We start from the raw sequence: 21,210 nt of genomic DNA, 5'->3' as shown, positions 1-21,210 counted from the left end.
ATGAAAAAAATTTTAATTGTAGATGACGAACCCAACATTGTAATGTCGCTAGAATATACATTCAAAAAAAATAATTTTGAAGTTTTCATAGCACGTGACGGACAAGAAGCATTAGACATTCTAAATAAACAATTACCAGACGTAATCATCCTTGATGTCATGATGCCTATGGTCGACGGTTTTGCCACATTAGAAGAAATAAAAAAAGACGAACGATTGCAACATTGCAAAGTCATTTTCCTATCGGCAAAGAACAAGGAGAAGGACATTGAAAAAGGACTCTCATTGGGAGCAAATCTCTATGTAACAAAACCCTTTTCGATAAAAAAACTAGTAGAACAAGTACAGGAATTAATTCAATAATTAAGATATTACTATTATGAATTACAATGATTATTACGCAAAAAGCATTACTCAACCTGAAAATTTCTGGAAAGAGCAAGCAAACACCATAGAATGGTACAATAAACCCGAAATCATCTTATCCGAAGATGAGAACGGCTACCCATTATGGTATAAGGACGGCGAATTAAATGTGTGCTACCTCGCACTTGACAAACACATTCAAGATGGCTACGGCGATCAAGTGGCGATTATCTATGATTCGCCAGTGACCCAAACCATAAAAAAATACACTTTTTCTGAAGTAAAAACTGAAGTGGCAAAACTCGCTGGAGGAATGCAGTCTTTAGGATTAAAGAAAGGACACACTGCCATAATTTACATGCCAATGATTCCTCAAGCTGCATTTGCAATGTTGGCCTGTGCCAGAATTGGCGTAACCCATTCAGTAGTTTTTGGTGGTTTCGCACCACATGAATTAGCCATCAGAATAGATGATTGTAAACCTAGATTAATAATAACTGCCTCCTCTGGAATAGAAGTGGACCGATTAATCACCTACAAACCATTGGTAGACGAGGCGATTGAACTGGCTACCCACAGACCAAAAAAAGTAATCGTATTCAACCGAAAATTAGGAGCCCGAGTTCCATTTAAGAAATATGATGTGGATTATGATGCTTTAATTTATGGATCTGAAGAAACGCCATGTGTCCCTGTTAGTGCTACACATCCATTGTACATTCTGTATACTTCAGGAACAACCGGAAAGCCAAAAGGAGTGGTTCGTGACACAGGTGGCTGCGCAGTCGCATTGAAATTTTCGATGCAAAAAATCTACAACATAAAGGAAGCTGAAGTTTTTTGGGCAGCATCAGATGTGGGTTGGGTTGTAGGTCATAGCTTTATCGTTTACGGGCCTTTAATCAATAGAAACAGCACTATTATTTTTGAAGGAAAACCAATAAAAACGCCAGATGCCAGTACTTTCTGGAGAATTATTGACGAGCATAAAGTTAATGCAATGTTTACCGCACCAACAGCCATTCGTGCCATCAAAAAAGAAGATCCAAATGGAGATTTCATAAAAAAATATGATTTGAGTTCTTTGAAAACACAATTTCTGGCTGGAGAACGTTGTGATGTTCCCACACTAGAATGGTATAACCAACATATTCCTGTTCCGGCAATTGACCATTGGTGGCAAACTGAATCAGGATGGCCCATGATAGCGAATATGATAGGAGTTGAGCCTTTAGCTATAAAACCCGGCTCCGTTGGTAAAGCAGTTTGTGGCTATGACATTAAAATATTTGATGAAGAAGGAAATGAAGTGCAAGCAAATCAGCAAGGATATGTAGTGGTAAAACTCCCATTACCTCCTGGAACACTACTTGATTTATGGAATGACAGCCCCAGATTTAAGGCAGGCTATTTAGAACAGTTTCCTGGCTATTATTTCTCTGGTGATGCAGGTTATAAAGATGAAGACGATTACATTTATATCACCGGAAGAGTCGATGATGTTATCAATGTTGCGGGACATCGTCTTTCAACAGCCGAAATGGAAGAAGTAGTCGCCTCACATCCATCGGTAGCAGAATGCGCCGTTATTGGAATTAACGATGCCCTAAAAGGACAAATACCTTTAGCATTAGTAGTAACTAAATTATACGACGATACAGAACATTTTCAACTAGAACATGAAATTATCAAGATTGTGCGCCAGCAAATAGGGGCTGTTGCCTCCTTGAGAAACGTGGTTATCGTAAATCGATTACCGAAAACACGTTCTGGTAAAATCCTACGAAAACTGATGCGAAGCATTGCAGATGGAGACCAGTTTCAAGTCCCGTCAACAATCGATGACGAAGCCATTATCGATGAAATCACCGAGGTCTTACAAAAATATGAAATCGGCACTTTTAACAAAAACAACACACTAACTAACTAAATATACCCAACAGATTATGAGTCGCTATAAAATTAACAATCTAGAAGAATACTTTAAAGAATATAAAAAATCAGTCCGTGAGCCAAGAAAATTCTGGGACAAAATTGCTTCCGAAAACTTCACCTGGTACCAAGAATGGGATAAAGTGGTTGATTTTAATATGGCTGAAGCCGAAATAAAATGGTTTGTCGATGCCAAAGTAAACATCACCAAAAACTGTATTGACAGACATCTTGCTAAAAAAGGAGACAAAACTGCAATCATTTTCGAACCAAATGACCCAAGTGAAGAAGCATTGCATATTTCCTATACTGAATTGCACCAACGTGTTTGTAAAATGGCAAACGTATTGCGCGAACAAGGAATAGAAAAAGGAGATCGCGTTTGTATTTATTTACCAATGATTCCTGAACTGGCTATTACTACTTTGGCCTGTGCTAGAATTGGAGCCATCCATTCTGTTGTTTTTGCTGGGTTTTCAGCATCAGCAGTGGCTACTAGAATAAATGACAGCGATTGTAAAATGGTGATCACTTCAGATGGTGGATATCGCGGGAACAAAACGATTGATTTGAAAGGAATTATCGATGAAGCATTAGTAAATACGCCTTGTGTTTCTAACGTATTGGTGGTAAAAAGAACCAACAGCACTATAAACATGCAAGAAGGACGTGACCAATGGTTACAGCCACTTATAGATGCAGCTTCAGACAATAATGCTGCCGAAATCATGGATGCCGAAGATCCATTGTTTATTCTATACACTTCTGGTTCAACCGGAAAACCAAAGGGAATGGTACATACCACAGCAGGATATATGGTTTACTCCGCCTATACTTTTAAAAATGTATTCAACTATGAAGACAACGATATATTCTGGTGTACTGCAGATATTGGCTGGATAACTGGACATTCCTATATTTTGTACGGTCCTTTATTGAACGGAGCTACAACAGTAATTTTTGAAGGAGTTCCTTCTTATCCAGATTATAGTCGTTTTTGGGAAGTTATTGTTAAACACAAAGTAACACAGTTCTATACTGCGCCAACTGCTATTCGTGCTTTGGCAAAAGAGAGTTTAGATTTCGTACAAAAATACCAATTAGATACTTTAAAAGTAATCGGCTCCGTGGGAGAACCTATAAATGAAGAAGCTTGGCATTGGTACAATGACCACGTGGGCGATAAAAGATGCCCCGTAGTAGATACTTGGTGGCAAACAGAAACAGGAGGTATTATGATTTCTCCTATTCCTTTTGTTACTCCTACTAAACCAACTTATGCTACGTTACCTTTACCAGGAATCCAACCTGTATTAATGGATGAAAAAAGAAATGAAATAGAAGGCAATCAAGTAGTAGGTAGTTTATGTATTAAACATCCATGGCCAGGAATTGCTAGAACCATCTGGGGTGACCATAAAAGATATAAAGAAACCTATTTTACTGCCTTTCCAGGCAAATATTTCACTGGCGACGGTGCCTTACGTGACGAAGTAGGCTATTACAGAATTACAGGTCGTGTAGATGATGTTGTTATCGTTTCCGGTCACAATCTAGGAACCGCTCCTATTGAAGATGCCATCAACGAGCATCCAGCAGTTGCTGAAAGCGCCATTGTAGGTTTCCCTCATGACGTAAAAGGAAATGCATTATATGGTTTTGTGATTCTAAAAGAAACAGGAGAATATCGTGACAGAGAAAATCTAAGTAAGGAAATCAACCAACAAGTTTCAAACCAAATTGGGCCAATTGCCAAGCTGGATAAAATTCAATTTGTATCTGGTTTACCAAAAACACGTTCGGGTAAAATTATGCGTAGAATATTGCGCAAAATAGCGGAAGGTGATTATTCTAACTTTGGAGACACCTCCACTTTATTGAATCCAGAAATTGTGGAAGAAATAAAGAACGGTAAAATTTAAATTTTTTATTAGTTTTAATTTGTTGAGAAACTGCTTCATTTATGGAGCAGTTTTTTTGTATAAAAAAAGCTGCCTTTTGAGGCAGCTTTTTCAGAAATCAAACTAAACACTATTTTTTTATGAATTTCATCACTTGAATTTCATTGTTTTCATTCAATGCCTTTACAATATAAAGTCCTTTACTCAAATCACTAATTGCAAATGGAGTATCTTTAGAATGACTCGCATCAAAACTTTTTACTAATTTCCCAGCCATTGAAAAAATCTGAACTTTAGTAGTATTCGTATTTAAAGTAAAATAATTAGAAGCAGGATTTGGATACAAAAATATCCCAGTCTCGCCTTCATAATTTGCTATTGCCAAATTTGCTACTTTGTTTCCATAAATCCTAAAACCACCTGCCTCAACACTAATAGGTGATGAAGTATTTGTTACATTAATAGTAGAATTATCCATTAAATTATACCAAGTACCAGTATATGGAAAACCAGTAGATACGGCACTAGCTGTCACATCAAAATTAGCAAGTACCAAAACGTCTTTAAGCTGCGTGCTTGCCAGAGTAGCGTTTGTGATTTTAATAGTTTGTGATAAGGACGAACTATTATTTATCGTTGCAGTACCTATAAAAACAGGCTCTGTTGTTTTCAAACTAATCATCTTTGCCCAATCCGTGTAAATCTTGTTTCTGCTGTTGTTAGCTAACCAATTATTTACCCATTGTGGCTGCGGTTTTGTATCTAACTTACAATCTCCGGGAGTAGCATCATTAGGCGTATTTACCGTCCCATTATTACAACTAAATATAGAGGTGTCCCAGCCTAATTCTCCAAAATGGTATATCATTTTTGGTCCTGGAACCAATAAAGATACGGCACCAATAGCTGACATTCTTGACAAGGCGACATCTAATGTTTTTACATTATGCGCTGGGTTTGCGCTATTTCCATACTGCAAATTTTTATACATTAGGCGCTCTTCATCATGGCTTTCAGCATATCCCATCAATCTATTAGCTGTAAATCCGCGACTGGCACTTGTCATTCCGGAAATATTCCCAGGGTAACCCATAGATAATTCATTATAATTATCAGTCATTTTACCCCACATCATGATTCCTTTACTCGGAGATTCAGCAATTTTATAATTTGCCCATTGTTGTTCCTCCGTATTACCTCCTAAATGTTCAAAAATAATATAGTGCGTTGGGTCCAAACTCCAAGAATAGTCAGCATACATTTTCAAAACGTCTACTCTATCTTGTTGGAACGCATTGGTACAATTATCTTGACCACCTGCAACGCTTGAAGGACAATTTTGTGTAAAACCTTTAGTTAAATCCCAACGGAAACCATCTATTTTATATTCTTGAATCCATTGTTTTATAACTCGTTTCACATAATTCTGTGTTCCTGGCAACTGATGATTAAAATCTTCACCCACATTATAACTATGTTTAGCCTCAGTATTGAAATAAGGGCTTTCAACTGTTGGCGATCCCCAGCCGTCACCGTCAGGATCGTTCATCCACATTCTAACCATCGGGTTTCGCCCAAAAGCATGATTCAAAGCAACATCAAGAATTACCGCAATTCCATTTTGATGGCAAACATCAATCATTTCTTTAAGCTTGCTTGAACTCCCGTAAAATTTATCTAAAGCCATATGAAATGAGGTATTATACCCCCAGCTTTCATTTCCTTCAAATTCCATTACTGGCAATAACTCAATCGCGTTTATCTTTAAATTCTTAAAATAATCGATTCTATCAATTATACTTTGATAATTTCTACCAGCATCAAAATCTCTTACTAAAAGTTCATAAACTACTAGTTTTTCCTTCTCTGGCTTCACGAAATTTGTTGTTGCAGTACTCCACGCATAAGGCGCTTGACCTGTTTGTAAAACCGTCACTTCTCTTTCTTGCCCTACTGGATAGACAGGCATATTAGGATAACTTGTAGCGGGAATACCGCCATCATCGTAAGGTGACAAAACCAAAGTTGAATAAGGGTCTGCTGTTTTTACCAATGCAGGTGAATTAGCAATGGGAGTTGTTTCTCCTACCCAATACTGATACGTATAATTTACCCCCGATGTTAGACCAGTAAGCTCCAACCAAAATTTCCCAGATATAGGATCTTTTTTCATCGAATAAGCATTAGTAGGTTGCCAGTTATTAAAACTTCCCGCAACATATATAAAATCCTTTAACGGCGCATCCAGTACCAAAGTAGCTTTGGTAGCATCTGCAGTGTTATAATTGATTCCGTCTAGTAAACCCGGCAGCATAGTTCCAGATACTGCACCAGGGTTTACAATAACAGTAAACTTCTTAACAAGAGTAGTTGAACCTTGCGTCACTTCAAGTTCATAATTTTGATTAGAAGTGATATTAGTATGGTTATAACTATAATTTGCTGTTGCTGAGTTTGTATTAATACTAGCGCCATTTGACTTTAAGTTGTAACTGGCATTACCACCTGTATTTGTTGCAACAATATTCAAGCTTGCGCCAGAAGTAATAATAGTAGAGCTATTTTGCGAAGGCGAAGTTAAAGTAACCTGAAAACTTCCCACCTCAGCCAGAATATCTTGTGATTTTTTATCTCCAGTACCATCTTTGGCTTTTATCAAAAACCCTATTTTCCCAATACTAGTTGTATTATAGTACGCGGTGGGTGTTATCGTTTTTGTATAGGTATCAGGCCCTGGGTTATAAGTGAATTTACTCGCCTCATCTGATGCAGTCCATGAACCATTCAGAGGTGTTCCTTTTTGCGTTGTATCGTCTAAATCAAATGCCCAAGCCCATAAGTACAAAGCATTTCCAGTTACTCCCCAAGTGGCTTCATTTATACTACTCCCATTAACGGTAATAGTGATAGCTGTCGACTCTTCGAAGGTAGTTGGACTAATGCTGTAACTAACGGTCTGTTGTTGGGCGAAAGCCCCAATTGACAAGAAAAACAGTATTAAAAGTATAGTTTTTTTCATAATATTTATTCTTTAAAATTATAAAAAAGGGCTATCGAAAAGATAGCCCTTTTTGGGAAACAAAATATATTATTGTTTTACCATAGTATAAGTATATGCTCTTGGATGACTTAAATCTAAAGTGATCAAATAAGTACCTGCAGTAGTACTAATATTAGTACCTCCAGCTTCTAGAGTACCATCAGCACCAGTATCTCCAAAGTTAAAATCCCAATTGTTATTAGCTCTAAATTTCATTCCGTTATCTGGAGCAGATTGAGTTGTCAAAGTGGCAATAATAGACCAAGTTTTAGCTACCTTATTATAAGTCATCTTAGTATCAGCATCCCAACCACCTGGAGTACCATTACCTACAATTCCCCATACTTGTGCAGTAACTTTGTAAGTTAATTTTTCTGTATCAACTTCCATTTTATAATAACCAGCAGCTGGAATTTTAAGATTTGCTCCAGACGTAGCAATAGTACCAGCAGTCGCTCCGGCAGCATATTCCCCTTTCCATTCTGGGAAACTTGTAAATTTATATTCAGCACCAGCATCATTAAAATTGATGTATCCTTCAAAGTCTACTTTACCATATCCTGAAGCAGAAAGCTGTGGAGATGTAGCAGGATCCCAATCATTTGGATATCCAGATGCTTTTGCATAACCACCAGGAACCCATAATTTAGGGCTTTCAGTTGTGTAAGGAGTAATAACGATTCCAACTACATTAGAAAGCATTACTTGAGTACCAACAGTAGATTTTACTCTTACTTCAAATTCAGCAGGAGCAAAAGGTGTGCTTTTCAATGTTAATGCTGCTCCATTCATAGTTTCAACTGAAACTGATGCTTGGTTTTCAGATTTTCTTGAAGCCAATACCACAGGTGTTTTAAACGCATTCCCTTTCTTGTCTACTTCTACCGTGTAAACAACTTCTACTGCACCACCGTAGTTAGCAGATTTCCATGTAAAACGCTCTGCTTGTGCAGTTGCATTTGCAGGAGAAAGTACATAAGCAGCACCAGCTGTTGGAGCTGTTAATACAGGAGAATCAACTCCTTCGATAACGGGTCTGTCTTGAACATCTTCTACGCTGCAAGACAAAGCAACTACCGCGAATAAGGCAATTATTGATTTAGATATATTTTTCATTTTTATAAATTTTTAATATTATTAGTATCCAGGGTTTTGTATTAATTTACTATTTGATGCAAGAGCTGTCGCAGGAATTGGGAATAAATCTCTGTAAGACTGTGTTGGAGATCCTCCAGCCACATTTCCTTTCCAAGGCCATAAATAACTTCCTCCAGAAAATTTACCAAAACGAATTAAATCCGTTCTTCTGTGTCCTTCCCAGTGCAATTCTCTACCTCTTTCATCAAGAATAAAATTCAAATTAAGATCTCCTTGAGTAACGGCTGCACCTTTAGCTCTAGTTCTTAAATCATTAACATATTTTGTAGCAGTAACTAAACTTCCACCTGCACCTCTTACAGCGCATTCTGCATACATTAAATAAGCATCTGCTAAACGGAAAATAGGAAAATCAGCATCCGAGAAATTCCCCGCTTTATCTGAACCTTGTACACCATTCACATCTACATTTCTAAATTTCTGAATAGCATATCCATCTGTGAAATTTCCAATTTCTTTGATTTCTTTAGTTTGCCCATCTTTATAAAATTGTCCACGAGTATCTGTTGTATTTGCATCAAATTTATCAACAAAAGCAGAAGTAGTTCTTATACCACCCCATCCTCCATTGATTCCAAAGTCAGCAGCTTTCATACTTCCACCAACTGGTGCATGTGTCAAGAAAGTTGTCCCACCATAAGTTTGCGTACGAAGACCATCAAAAGCTACAGCAAAGATAAATTCGTTTTGCGCCCCATTTTTATCATTGTCAGCGAAGAACAATTGATTGTAATTAGTATGCAATTTATAAGCAGAACCAGTAATTTTTGTAAGTAAAGGAAGTGCCTCAGCATAATGATCTGTACCAGTATATACCTTTGCATTCATATACAAATTAGCTTGTAACATCCAAGCAGCAGCTTGATCTACACGAAATGCTTCGTTCGATTTTGGTGCTTTCAATAAAGGTGTAATCGCAGTCAATTCTTCATCAACAAACTTGTATAACTCTTCTCTTGTTGCGTATTCTGGATAAAAGAAAGTGCTTGGAGACTCTTCAGTTACTAAAGAACCACCACCAAACATATCAATTAAATGCCAATACGTCATCGCTCTTAAAAAACGAGCTTCTGCTCTATAAGTAGCAATTTCTGCTTTCAAAGTAGCGTCTACTCCTCTTGCCGCTAATTTCTCATCTGTAGTTTGTCTTAAAAACTCATTACAGTTTACAACTTGAAAAGAGTAACGGGCAAAAACAGCAGTTACAAAACGGTCCAAAGAAGTCCATGTTTGTGAGTGAAGGTCTTTTATAGTTCCATCATTCCAAGCAATAACTGCCTCATCAGTAGTTAATTCCTGTAATAACCAATATCCTCTTATGTATTGACTTTCTCCCTCATCTATTCCAGAAATATCTGGTGACCCTGAAGGTCCCGATTGTCCTGAAGTAGCAAAACCTGCATATAACTTTGCTAGATTTTGTTTATAAGAAGCTGCATCAGTAAAAAATTGATCCCCTGGGATAGCATTAGTGCTTTCAGGTGCTTGGTTTAAATCATTGGTACATGATGGAAATAAAAACACCATCAATAACAATGAAATACCCAATAATTTTATTTGTATCTTTTTCATTTTTCTTTTTGTTTGTATTAGAAATTAACGTTTAAACCTAACGTGAAAATAATTGGTCTAGGATATAAAGTATTATCAATACCACCAGAAATTTCTGGATCCAAACCATCATATTTAGTAATAGTTAGAACATTTTGAGCTGATAAAGTTAATTTCACTAATGAAGATGATTCTGGTTTTTGATTAAAAGTATAACCAACACTCACATTATTTAACTTAATAAACGAAGCGTCTTGTACATAATAATCAGAATGCAATTGAAGGTCATTTGATTTAGCAAAACGAGTTTCCAAAAGATTTGCAACACCATTAGATAAATCTGTTTGTCTTAATAATACATTAATATCCGTTCCAAAATTAGAATCTACATTGTTGTACATATAATTACCCCAAGATCCTCTCCAATCCATTGAAAAATCGAAGTTTTTATAAGTTACACTTGTATTGAAACCGTAGAAAACATCAGCTGCCGGTTTATGAAAACGGTATTTATCTTGTTCATTAACGATTCCATCTTCGTTTCTATCAATAAAAACTCCGTCAAGTGGTTTTGCGTCAGCACCATATGCTTGCTCATATACAAAGAATGAACTTGGCGCATATCCTACTTGGTGATTTTGAATTGTATTTCCAGTACCTCCAGAGATACCACCTACACTAATACCAGGAGTATTAGGTTGAGTAGTCGTTAACTTTGTGATTTTAGAATCTTGAAAAGTAACGTTTCCACCTATCGTCCATTCAAAATCTTGAGTACGAACCGGAATAACCTCAGCTAACAATTCAATACCTTTATTCTCGATTGTTCCTACGTTATAATTGTCATAATTTGAAAAACCAAAGAAAGATGGGTTTTGAGTGTACAACAATAAATCCTTAGTCGTTCTTTTATACAAATCTACACTTCCTGTAAGTCTGTTGTTGAACAAGCCATAGTCAAGACCAGCATTTAAAGTGGTTGTTTGCTCCCATTTCAAGTTGCTATTGTAAGGTTGCGGTCTAAAAGTAGAATAAAAAGCATTGCCAAATTGATATTGAGCCGTACTATTAGAAATTAAATACAACGGAATCGAAGGATAACTTACTCCAATGTCCTGTTGTCCTGTAATACCCCAACCTCCTCTAATTTTCAGAGTAGAAATACTAGCTACATCTTTCAAGAAACTTTCTTCGTTTAACTTCCAGGCTACTGCTACTGCTGGGAAATTTGCCCATCTGTTTGACTCTGTGAATCTCGATGTTCCATCACGTCTGTAAGATGCCGTAATAATATATTTATCCGCAATCGTGAAGTTTGTTCTAGCAAAGAAAGATTGTAAGTTCACTCTAGAAGGAACAGGAACACCAGCAACCGTTACATTATTTTGGAAATCAAAAGAAGACCCATCATTTACATCTCTAAAATCTTGATACGTATATCCACCCGTTGCATCAATTTGTGTATCGATCGCATCTACTTTCTTATTGTAGTTTAAATACAAATCCATCACTTTATTAAATCTTGAACCTGTATTTTCATACGTATTATTGTGTCCTGAACCTTTAATTCCGTTAAGGAAATTAGCACCTGTACCACCGTAAGATCTTCCGCTCAATTGATCATAACCAAAGTTAGCTACTGCTTTTAGTTCTGATAAAAAATGCATTTTATATTCCGTTTGAATGTTTCCAATACTTCTGTATGAAGTACCATAGTTATCAAACTGATCAATTAAAGAAACAGGGTTTCTTCCTGCCAACTGATTTATTTCTGTAGGCGAAGTATACCATTGGAAAAAAGTACCATCAGCATTTCTAACCGCTTGTGAAGGATCAAAACTAATAGCCGCGCCAATTGCACCTCTATTACTGTAGTTGTTTTTGATTGATGATGTATTGTTGTTTAATTCAATTTTCAAATGTTTGTCCAAGAAATTTCCAGTTACACCAACTCCAATAGTCGTTCTTTGCATGTTATCTCTTTTTAAGATACCATTCAAATTAGCATATCCAACAGAAGCTCTGTAAACTACATTATCAGTTCCACCGCTTAAAGCAATATTATGATCAGTACCAATAGCAGTTCTGAAAATTTCATCTTGCCAATTCGTATCAGCAGTACCCAGTAAAGCTATTTGAGCAGCAGTACCATTAGCAGTAACAAAGTCTTTAAATTGAGTAGACGACAAAGCATCTACTTTGTTAGTAACTTCCGAAACTTGAAGATTTCCATTGTAATTCACTTTCAATTCTCCAGCTTTTCCTTTTTTGGTAGTAATAATAATTACACCATTAGAAGCACGAGAACCGTAAATAGCAGTTGCCGAAGCATCTTTCAATACGGTGATAGATTCTATATTATTTTGATTTATCGTAGACAATGGATTTCTTCCCCCATTAATCCCACCAGCCGCAACTGGAACATTATCAATCACGTATAAAGGATCGTTATTTGCAGATAATGACGAACCACTTCTAATTCTGATTGTAGCACCTTCACCTGGAGAACCTCCTCCATTAATGATTTGCAAACCAGCTACTTTCCCTTGAATCATTTGATCTGCAGAAGTTACTGGTCCCTTATTAAAATCTTTCGATGTCAATACGGTTACCGCTCCTGTTGCATCTTTTTTCTTAACGGTACCGTAACCCACTTGGATCACTACTTCACTTAATTGATTTGCATCTTCTTCTAGTGAAACCGTTACTGATTTTTGAGCATCATAGTTAATGACTGTGTTTTTGTAACCAATGAAAGAAAAAACGATTTTAGCGCCTTTCTTAGCATTTGGCAATTGAAACTTTCCGTCAAAATCTGTCGAAACTCCATTTGTGCTACCTTGTACATTTACATTTACTCCAGGAATGGGCTGTCCTGATGTTTTATCAAGAACAGTTCCACTAAGAGTATTCTGAGCCAGAATACTAAAAGGAAGTAGCAGTAATAAAAATAACAACTTTTTATAAATTGTTTTCATACTTTTTGTTTAAATTAATTTGTGTTTTGAGTTGTGTTTTTAACTTTTAATTTTACTTCGAACGCTAAAATTATATAAATTTTAACGCCTTCGACAAACCCATTTTTATATTAGTTTACGAAAACGTGATAGTGTTGAAAACTTTCTGTATTATCCAATTATTTAAGGGTTAAATTGCCATTAATAAAAACAAACCATATCTTTATTACGAAAATAATTTTTATCAATTTTACAATTATGACATCGCCAGCAACAAAAAATTTGATGCAAATCAGTACCAAAAAACAAAAAGCGATACTACATCTGACCACTAAAAAATAAATTCCATCTCTATGAAAAGGAAAGTAACGCTTAAACAAATTGCTAAAGAACTTGACGTTTCAATCTCTACAGTTTCAAAATCATTAAGAAATAGCTTAGAAATCGGAGAAGATACCCGATTAAAAGTGCAGGCTTTTGCTAAATTTTACAACTATAGGCCCAACAATATTGCCTTAAGTTTAAAGAACCGAAAAACAAAAACCATAGGGATTATTATACCGGAGATTGTCCATTATTTTTTCTCCACAGTCATTAACGGAATAGAACAAGTAGCAAATGAAAATGGATACAGTGTCATCATCACTCTATCTGACGATTCGTTTGATAAAGAAGTTCTTAACATGGAAATGCTTGCTAATGGAAGCATTGACGGTTTTATTATGTCCTTATCGAAAGAAACCCAGTTTAAAGGCGATTACCATCACATTTCAGAAGTTATAGATCAAGGAATGCCCGTGGTTATGTTTGACAGAGTTTCTAATGAAATCCTGTGCGACAAAGTGATTATCGATGATAAACTGGCAGCTTACGAAGCAGTCCAAAGCCTTATCGACAAAGGCAGAAAAAAAATAGCCCTAGTTACCACCGTCGATTATGTAAGTGTAGGTAAGCTAAGAACAGATGGCTATACAAAAGCCTTATTAGACAATGGAATTCCTTTTAATGAGGATTTAATCATAAAAATTGAAGACGTAGATACTTGCGAAATCATCATCGGTAAACTACTCGAAGACAAAGCTATCGATGCCGTTTTTGCCGTAAACGAACTCTTTGCCGTTACGAGTATTAAAGCCGCAAACAAAATGGGCGTCAATGTCCCTAAAGACCTGGCCGTAATTGCATTTACAGATGGAATTATTTCTAAATACTCTACTCCTACTATTACAACCGTGAGTCAAAGTGGTAAAAAAATGGGCAATAAAGCAGCAAAAATGCTGATTGACAGACTGGAACTGGAAGACGAACATCTAGAAGAAGAAAATTATAAAACTGAAGTAATTGAAACCCATCTTATTGAAAGGGAATCTACCTACCAAGCTTAGAACTTAGATATTTTCCTATTTTATTCATTACTACAACCTTGTAGTTAAAAAAGTTGCTTTTTATTCGTATCGAAAAAATAAAAGATTGAAATAAATTTTTATATTTACCCAGTCAACGCTTTTACTTTTACTTCGAAAACAAGTTAAGTTTTGATAAGCATAGCGCTTATCGTTAATATCATATAATTACGATAATGGAAAAGCGTAAATTAAGTTTCTGGCAAATTTGGAACATGAGTTTCGGGTTTCTGGGAATTCAAATGGGTTTTGCCTTGCAAAATTCGAATGTCAGTAGAATATTTCAGACTTTAGGTGCTAACATTGACGATATCCCAATTTTATGGGTTGCCGCTCCTATGACGGGATTAATAATCCAACCTATAATTGGTTATTTTTCAGACAGGACCTGGACAAAATTAGGACGAAGAAAGCCCTACTTCTTAGCGGGTGCAATTTTAGCATCTGCAGCATTATTTATAATGCCCAATTCTCCCGTCTTATGGTTTGCAGCTGGGATGCTCTGGATTATGGATGCTTCCATCAATGTTTCAATGGAACCATTTCGTGCTTTTGTTGGAGACAATCTTCCAGAAAAACAACGCACCATGGGATTTGCCATGCAAAGTTTTTTTATAGGAATTGGCGCTTACTTCGCATCAAAACTACCATTAATCTTTACCCATTTCGGAGTTCAAAATACCGCTCCGCTTGGTATCATTCCCGATTCAGTTAAATACTCCTTCTACTTTGGTGGAGTCGTATTTATTGTAACGGTGCTATGGACTGTCATCACTTCTAAAGAATATTCTCCTGAAGAGCTAGAAGCTTTTGAAAAACACAAAGAAACAACATTCACAAAAGAAGAACATTCTGCTGAGTGGTTCGTTACTAACGGAAAATCGCATTTGACTAAAGGGATTTTATTCCTAATAGTAAGCGCACTATTTTCAGTAGTGATTTATCATTACGATTTAAAGAAAGACTTATATGTACTCGCACTAGGACTCATAGGCCTAGGAGGATTGGCGATGCTAGTTTCTGGCATGATGCAAAAAAACAATACAACTGACAATGGTTTTGTGACCATTATGAATGATTTTCAGTTTATGCCAAAAATCATGAAACAATTGGCATGGGTCCAGTTCTTCTCTTGGTTTGCACTTTTCTCCATGTGGATTTACACGACTCTAGCGGTTACACAGCATATTTACGGGACGACAGATACTACATCTGAAGCGTATAATACAGGTGCAAATCAAGTAGGTGAAATGTTTGCCAATTATAATTTAATTGCTGCAATTGCCGCCTTTTTATTACCCGTATTAGCAAAATATACTAGTACAAAATTCACGCACTTTATTGCATTAGTATGCGGTGGACTTGGCCTTATATCCATCTATTTCATCCAAGAACCAACGGTTTTTATGATGGAATGGCTTCCAATGATTGGTGTTGGAATTGCTTGGGCAAGTATCCTGTCTATACCCTATGCAATGTTATCCGGTTCTCTACCTTCTAACAAAATGGGCTATTACATGGGAGTTTTTAACTTCTTTATCGTAATCCCACAGTTAGTAGCTGCCTCTATTTTAGGATTTTTAGTTTCTAAATTTTTTAACAGCGAACCTATTTATGCACTTTTAATTGGTGGTGTTTCAATGATTCTTGCCGGAATTATTTCTCTAACCATTAATGACGAATCAAAAATTATAATAAATGAATAAGAAAGCATTCATCTTCGACCTTGACGGAGTAATTGTTGACACCGCCAGATATCATTTCTTAGCGTGGCAAAAAATTGCAAATGAATTAAATATTGATTTTACATTAGAAAACAACGAGCTATTGAAAGGCGTAAGCCGAGTACGCTCTCTTGATATTATTTTAGAATTAGGAAAAGTAGAAGCTTCGCAAGAAGACAAAAACAGGTGGCTAATCCAGAAAAACGAAGAGTACTTATCGTACTTAGTCGATATGGATCAAAGCGAACTACTGCCAGGTGTTTTATCAATGCTACACTACTTAAAAGAAAAAAACCAACCGATTGCTTTAGGATCTGCCAGCAAAAATGCCAGACCTATTCTAGAGAAAACCGGAATCAGACATTACTTTGATGCTATCGTCGATGGAAATGATGTTTCTAATGCAAAACCGGATCCAGAAGTATTCTTAATTGCAGCAAAATTACTAGACGTTAGTCCTGAGAACGCGATTGTTTTTGAAGATTCTGTAGCAGGCGTTCAGGCAGCCAATATTGGAAAAATGACAAGTATCGGAATTGGAGAGGAATCTGTTTTATATGAAGCAAAATACATATTTGAGGATTTCACCCATATAGATATGAGTTTCATTGAAGGATTAATTAATAAATAAACAGATCGAATAAAAAGAAACAAGAGGTAATAGAAACTGTCGTCTATTTCAGAGACTGTAAACTTCTACACCTTATACTTTTTAAACTTTAAACAAAAGAAAAGAATGAACCAAGATTACATAAAACCAGACAATTGGTCCATCATTGAAGAAGGATTTGATGCAGAAAGCGTAAAGTCCTCTGAAAGCCTTTTTAGCATTGGTAACGGAGCGATGGGGCAACGCGCTAATTTTGAAGAAAATTATACAGGAGAAACTTTTCAGGGAAGTTACATTGCAGGAATATATTATCCCGATAAAACCAAAGTGGGATGGTGGAAAAATGGCTATCCAGAATATTTTGCCAAAGTTTTAAATGCTCCAAACTGGATTGGAATAGACATTGAAATAAATGGTGAAAACTTAGATTTAAATACGTGTACTGCCGTTAAAAACTTCCGTCGCGAACTGAACATGAAAGAAGGTTGGTACAATCGTTCTTTTGAAGCCACGCTGCAAAACGGCACCCAAATAGCCGTAAATATTCGTCGTTTCCTTTCTATCGTATTAGACGAAGTAGGAATCATTAACTATGAAATCACCCCTTTAAATAAGGATACTAAAATAATTTACAAACCTTATATTGATGCAGGAGTAACCAATGAAGATGCAAACTGGGATGAAAAATTCTGGGAACCTCTTGAAGTAAAGAAATCAGGAAATGAAGGTTTTGTAACCGCTCAGACCTTTAAGACTCATTTTGAGGTTACTACTTTTATGCAAAACAGTATTTTAGAAAATGGGGTTAACACTAATATTTCGCCATCATCTATCGATACTACTTTAGATAAAATTCAATTTGAATATGATGTACTTGTAGCACAAGGTCAAAAATCATCTATTCAAAAAATTGGAGGATACACTGTTTCTTTAAATCATAAAAATACACTATCTGCTGCTGAAAAAGCAATACAATCTGCTTTAGTTTTAGGCTACGATCAATTATTGGAAGACCAAAAAGAAGCTTGGTCAAAAATCTGGGAGATGTCAGACATTACCATTGAAGGTGACGTAAAAGCACAGCAAGGAATTCGTTTCAATATTTTTCAACTAAACCAAACGTATCTAGGTAAAGACAGCCGTTTGAATATCGGACCAAAAGGATTTACTGGTGAAAAATACGGAGGATCTACTTATTGGGACACTGAGGCTTATTGTATTCCATTTTATATGGCTACAAAAGACCAACAAGTAGCGCGTAATCTATTAACATACCGTTACAATCACCTTGAAAAAGCGATTGAAAATGCGCAAAACAATTTAGGTTTTAAAAACGGGGCAGCTCTATATCCTATGGTTACCATGAATGGGGAAGAATGTCATAATGAGTGGGAAATCACACATGAAGAGATTCACAGAAATGGCGCAATTGCGTTTGCTATTTTTAACTATTATCGCTTTACCGGAGATTACTCTTATATTCCTGAAAAAGGATTGGAAGTATTAATTGGTATTGCACGCTTCTGGCATCAAAGAGCCAATTTCTCTAAAGATAAAAATCAGTATGTGATCTTAGGAGTTACGGGACCTAATGAATATGAAAACAACATAAACAATAATTTCTATACTAACTATATTGCAAAATGGTGTATTGATTATACGTATGAACAACTTCAGAGAGTTTCACTGGAATTCCCATCAGACCACAAACGTATTATTGAAAAAACAAAACTGGCTGAATCTGAACTAAAGGAATGGAAAAAAGTAGCTGACAACATGTACTTTCCGGTCTCTAAGGAACTGGGTGTGTACTTACAACAAGATGGTTTTTTAGACAAAGACTTAGTTCCAGTAAAAGATTTAGATCCCGCACAACGACCAATTAACCAAAAATGGTCTTGGGACAGAGTATTGCGTTCGCCTTATATCAAACAAGCTGATGTATTACAATGCTTTTATTTCTTTGAAGAACATTTCTCTAAAGAGGAATTGAAACGCAACTTCGAATTTTATGAATCTTTTACTGTGCATGAAAGTTCACTTTCTCCATGTGTACATTCTATACAAGCAGCTTCGTTAGATAAAATGGACATGGCTTATACTTTTTACTTAAGAACATCCCGTTTAGATTTAGATGACTATAATAAAGAGGTTGAAGAAGGTTGTCACATCACCTCTATGGCTGGAACCTGGATGAGTATTGTTGAAGGTTTTGGAGGAATGCGCGTAAAAAACGACACCCTTAATTTTTCTCCGAAAATCCCTAAAGAGTGGGAAGGATATTCCTTTAAAATTAATTTCAGAAATCAGATTATAAAAGTAGCAATCACTCATATCGAAACTACTTTTTCAGTAGACGGAACTACAGATTTGGCTATTGTAGTAAACGGAAAAAATATTACCGTATCGCCAAACAGCCCGATTGCTGTATCACAAAATTAACTGTAAAGAACTTGTAGACAATTCTTTCACTTAATTATAAGTCCACTGTGGCTAACACACAATCCCAATATTCATTGGGATTGTTTAATTGATTTAAGTTGTACTTCAAGATCTGATATCAATAAAAAGAGAATAACGCAAGCACTCCAAGTAGTGACATCCACAACTTTAATTGTCTGAAAAAAATCTAATCGTAATCATTATGTCCTTAAATATGAATAAATTTACCTCGATTTCACTGGGAAACATATCTTTTTTAAAAATCATTCCCATAATCCTTTTTTTTATGTCTCTAACCATAAATGCACAAATCGATAGGGTCGAACCTCCCTTCTGGTATGCTGGAATGCATAATCCAGAATTACAGATTATGTTTTATGGTAAAAACATAGCGCAATATGAAGTAACAGCTTCAAATTCCATTGCCATCACGAACCTAAAGAAAACAGAAAACCCGAATTATTTATTTGTTACCATTAACACTAAAAATGTTGCTGCTACCGAAATCATCTTTTCGTTCAGAAATAAAAATCAAATTGCTTTTACACATAAATACAGCCTAAAGAAAAGAAGAGAAAAATCAGCAGAGCGTAAAAGTTTTGACGCATCAGACATGATGTATCTTATCATGCCCGATCGTTTTGCTAATGGCAATCCAAAAAATGACAGCAATAGCGCCACTGTAGAAAAATACAATCGCGATTTACCTGGCGGAAGACATGGTGGAGACATTCAAGGAATAATAAAAAACTTAGATTACATTTCTTCGCTTGGAGCAACAGCAATCTGGAGCACGCCGCTTTGCGAGGACAACGACAAAGCGTTTTCGTATCATACCTATGCTCAATCTGACGTCTATAAAATTGACCCTCGTTATGGAACTAATGAAGACTACGTGCGTTTGGCATCTGAGATCCATAAAAAAGACATGAAACTAGTGATGGACTATGTTACCAATCACTGGGGTATTGAACATTGGATGATGAATGATTTACCCACACATGACTGGATTCATCAATTTGAAAACTATACACAAACAAATCACAAACGCTCAACGATAAGCGATATTAATGCTTCAAAAATAGACACCGAAATCTGTCTTGATGGTTGGTTTGTTCCTTCAATGCCTGACTTAAACCAATCGAATCCTTTAGTATTAAATTACCTCAAACAAAATGCCATCTGGTGGATTGAATATGCAGATCTAGACGGCTTCAGAGTAGACACTTATAACTATTCTGGCCCCGTTGGAATTGCATCTTGGACAAAAGCCATCACTGATGAATACCCTAATTTCAATATTGTAGGGGAAATATGGATGCATGATCAAGCTCAAATGGCTTATTGGCAAAAAGACAGTAAAATTGGCGCTATACAAAACTACAATTCGTACCTGCCAAGTGTTATGGATTTTACTTTACACGATGCCATTGGTACTGTTTTCAATGAAGATGACGGAACTTGGGACAAAGGAATGGTAAAAGTATATGACAATTTCGCTAATGATTTTTTATATCCAAACATCAATAGCATTATGGTTTTTGCCGAAAATCATGATACGAACCGCATCAATCACGTCTATCAAAATGATTTTAGAAAATACCAAATGACCATGGCTTTAATAGCTACTGTCCGCGGGATTCCTCAATTGTACTACGGTAGCGAAATTGGTATGAGCGGCGATAAAGACAAAGGCGATGCTGACATACGCCAAGATTTCCCCGGAGGCTGGCTAGGCGATGAAAACAATGCTTTTACGAAAGAAGGCCGTACTTCATATCAAAATGAATATTTTGACTTTACTTCTAAATTGTTCCAATGGAGAAAAACGAATGAAGCGGTACATTTTGGAAAAATGACGCATTACATTCCTGAAAATAATGTCTACGTCTATTTTAGATATACTGAAAAAAAAACAGTTATGATTATAATGAACAATAGCAAAGAGAATCAAACGATAAATACCGCTCGTTTTAAGGAAAATATAAAAGAGTTTACAACGGCCACAAATATTCTAACAGACTTGACTTTCCAAATCACTACCGAAATTAGCTTAGAAGCAAAGTCGGTTGTAATTTTAGAATTAAAATAAAGCATATCAAAACAGATGTAACAAATACATCTAC

12 protein-coding genes are annotated in these 21,210 nt (G+C 36.0%); 8 read left to right on the top strand and 4 right to left on the bottom strand.

Features of this window, described 5'->3' with window-relative positions:
- Genes AAC069_RS11225 through acs form a run of 3 tightly spaced genes read left to right on the top strand, consistent with a single transcriptional unit; the run spans position 1 to position 4,220 of the window.
- Positions 1–363 (top strand): response regulator, encoded by a 363-nt coding sequence (locus AAC069_RS11225; RefSeq protein WP_339920562.1) that lies wholly within the window; start codon positions 1–3, stop codon positions 361–363.
- A 16-nt stretch (positions 364–379) separates the two neighbouring features.
- Positions 380–2,296 (top strand): acetate--CoA ligase, encoded by a 1,917-nt coding sequence (locus tag AAC069_RS11220; RefSeq protein WP_339920561.1) that lies wholly within the window; start codon positions 380–382, stop codon positions 2,294–2,296.
- A gap of 16 nt (positions 2,297–2,312) precedes the next feature.
- Positions 2,313–4,220, top strand: coding sequence for an acetate--CoA ligase (acs, locus tag AAC069_RS11215; RefSeq protein WP_339920560.1), 1,908 nt, complete (start codon positions 2,313–2,315; stop codon positions 4,218–4,220).
- Positions 4,221–4,329: 109 nt separating this feature from the next.
- Here the strand turns inward: acs and AAC069_RS11210 are convergent, their stop codons facing one another.
- From AAC069_RS11210 to AAC069_RS11195, 4 genes are all read right to left on the bottom strand, one after another.
- Positions 4,330–7,218: an alpha-amylase family glycosyl hydrolase gene (locus tag AAC069_RS11210; protein WP_339920559.1), complete on the bottom strand. Its 2,889-nt coding sequence runs from the start codon at positions 7,216–7,218 to the stop codon at positions 4,330–4,332.
- Between the two features lie 69 nt (positions 7,219–7,287).
- Entirely contained in the window at positions 7,288–8,355 is a 1,068-nt protein-coding gene (locus AAC069_RS11205; RefSeq protein ID WP_339920558.1) for a SusE domain-containing protein, read from the bottom strand.
- Between the two features lie 21 nt (positions 8,356–8,376).
- A complete protein-coding gene (locus tag AAC069_RS11200; protein WP_339920557.1) occupies positions 8,377–9,969 on the bottom strand; it encodes a RagB/SusD family nutrient uptake outer membrane protein in 1,593 nt (530 codons plus the stop codon).
- 17 nt (positions 9,970–9,986) lie between these two features.
- Positions 9,987–12,926 carry a TonB-dependent receptor gene (locus tag AAC069_RS11195; protein WP_339920556.1) on the bottom strand — a complete coding sequence of 980 codons (2,940 nt, stop codon included), beginning with the start codon at positions 12,924–12,926 and terminating at the stop codon, positions 9,987–9,989.
- A 332-nt stretch (positions 12,927–13,258) separates the two neighbouring features.
- On the opposite strand from AAC069_RS11195, the gene AAC069_RS11190 reads away from it, so the two are divergent.
- The 5 genes from AAC069_RS11190 (at position 13,259) to AAC069_RS11170 (ending at position 21,176) form a co-directional block, all read left to right on the top strand.
- Complete coding sequence (locus AAC069_RS11190; RefSeq protein ID WP_339920555.1) at positions 13,259–14,290, top strand: LacI family DNA-binding transcriptional regulator; 1,032 nt, start codon at positions 13,259–13,261, stop codon at positions 14,288–14,290.
- A 194-nt stretch (positions 14,291–14,484) separates the two neighbouring features.
- The gene (locus AAC069_RS11185) at positions 14,485–16,014 is read left to right on the top strand and encodes an MFS transporter (protein WP_339920554.1); all 1,530 of its coding nucleotides are present in this window, start codon (positions 14,485–14,487) and stop codon (positions 16,012–16,014) included.
- On the top strand, positions 16,007–16,663 hold the full coding sequence (gene pgmB / locus AAC069_RS11180; RefSeq protein WP_339920553.1) for a beta-phosphoglucomutase: 657 nt from the start codon (positions 16,007–16,009) through the stop codon (positions 16,661–16,663). The genes AAC069_RS11185 and pgmB overlap by 8 nt, the downstream gene beginning before the upstream one ends.
- Before the next feature lie 105 nt (positions 16,664–16,768).
- Positions 16,769–19,084 carry a glycoside hydrolase family 65 protein gene (locus tag AAC069_RS11175; RefSeq protein ID WP_339920552.1) on the top strand — a complete coding sequence of 772 codons (2,316 nt, stop codon included), beginning with the start codon at positions 16,769–16,771 and terminating at the stop codon, positions 19,082–19,084.
- A gap of 214 nt (positions 19,085–19,298) precedes the next feature.
- Entirely contained in the window at positions 19,299–21,176 is a 1,878-nt protein-coding gene (locus AAC069_RS11170; RefSeq protein ID WP_339920551.1) for a glycoside hydrolase family 13 protein, read from the top strand.
- Positions 21,177–21,210: the final 34 nt, after the last annotated feature.

This window comes from uncultured Flavobacterium sp. (assembly GCF_963974175.1).
GTDB lineage: Bacteria > Bacteroidota > Bacteroidia > Flavobacteriales > Flavobacteriaceae > Flavobacterium.
The sequence above is the reverse complement of the archived record's forward strand: the minus strand, read 5'-3'. Positions and strand labels throughout refer to the sequence as shown.